The sequence below is a fragment of the Streptomyces ossamyceticus genome (genome assembly GCF_001418475.1).
Classification (GTDB): domain Bacteria; phylum Actinomycetota; class Actinomycetes; order Streptomycetales; family Streptomycetaceae; genus Streptomyces; species Streptomyces ossamyceticus.
On record NZ_LIQX01000984.1, the window covers coordinates 1 to 1,180 of the forward strand.

Genomic DNA, 1,180 nt, shown 5'->3' on the forward strand with positions numbered 1-1,180 from the left:
GCCGACGGCAATCTGCCGGGCGGCGAGGCCGTCGCCCGCCAGTTCGTCCACGGCAAGCGGTTCTTCATCGAGAACTTCGGCATCGAGACCAAGGGCGTCTGGCTGCCGGACTCCTTCGGCTACAACGCCGCCTACCCGCAGCTCGCCAAGCTCGCCGGCAACGAGTGGTTCCTCACCCAGAAGATCTCCTGGAACCAGACCAACAGGTTCCCCCACCACACCTTCTGGTGGGAGGGCATCGACGGCACCCGCATCTTCACCCACTTCCCGCCCATCGACACCTACAACGCCCGCTTCAGCGGCGAGGAGATGGACCGCGCCGTCCGCAACTACCAGGAGAAGGGCGCCGGCACCCGCTCCCTCGCCCCCTTCGGCTGGGGCGACGGCGGTGGCGGCCCCACCCGCGAGATCATGGAGCGCGCCCGGCGCCTCGCCGACCTGGAGGGCTCACCGAAGGTCGTCGTCGAACACCCCGACGAGTTCTTCGCCAAGGCCCGCGCCGAGTACGAGGACGCCCCCGTCTGGCACGGCGAGCTGTACCTCGAACTCCACCGCGCCACCTACACCTCGCAGGCCCGCACCAAGCAGGGCAACCGCCGCAGCGAGCACAAGCTCCGCGAGGCCGAACTGTGGGCCACGACGGCCGCGCTCCACGCGCCCGGCTACGCCTACCCGTACGAGAAGCTCGACCGCCTGTGGAAGACGGTCCTCCTCCACCAGTTCCACGACATCCTGCCCGGCTCCTCGATCGCCTGGGTGCACCGCGAGGCCGAGGCGGAGTACGCGCGGGTCGCCAAGGAGCTGGAGGAGCTGACCGCGGAGGCGGTCACGGCGCTCGGCGCCGGGGACGCGCGGGTCTTCAACACCGGCCCGCGGGACCGGGCCGAGGTCGTCCGCACCTCCGAGGGCGCCCCCGTGTACGTGGAGGTCCCCGCGAACGGCAGCGCGCCCCTCGCCGCCGCCGAGCCCCCGCACCCCGTCACCGTCGACGGCCTCACCCTCGACAACGGCCTGGTCCGGGTGGTGGTCGCCGAGGACGGCACCCTGGCCTCCGTGCTCGACCTGGTCGCCGGCCGCGAGGTCCTCGGCGACCAGGGCAACCTGCTCCGCCTGCACACCGACCTCCCCAACTACTGGGACGCCTGGGACGTAGACAAGCACTACAGGAACCGCTACACCC

The 1,180-nt window shown here is 71.3% G+C and carries 1 protein-coding gene; it reads left to right on the forward strand.

The window, feature by feature from the left end; translation table 11 throughout:
- Nucleotides 1–1,180 (forward strand): alpha-mannosidase (locus tag AOK15_RS41220; protein ID WP_276206260.1); only part of this gene is annotated, 1,180 nt, incomplete at both ends.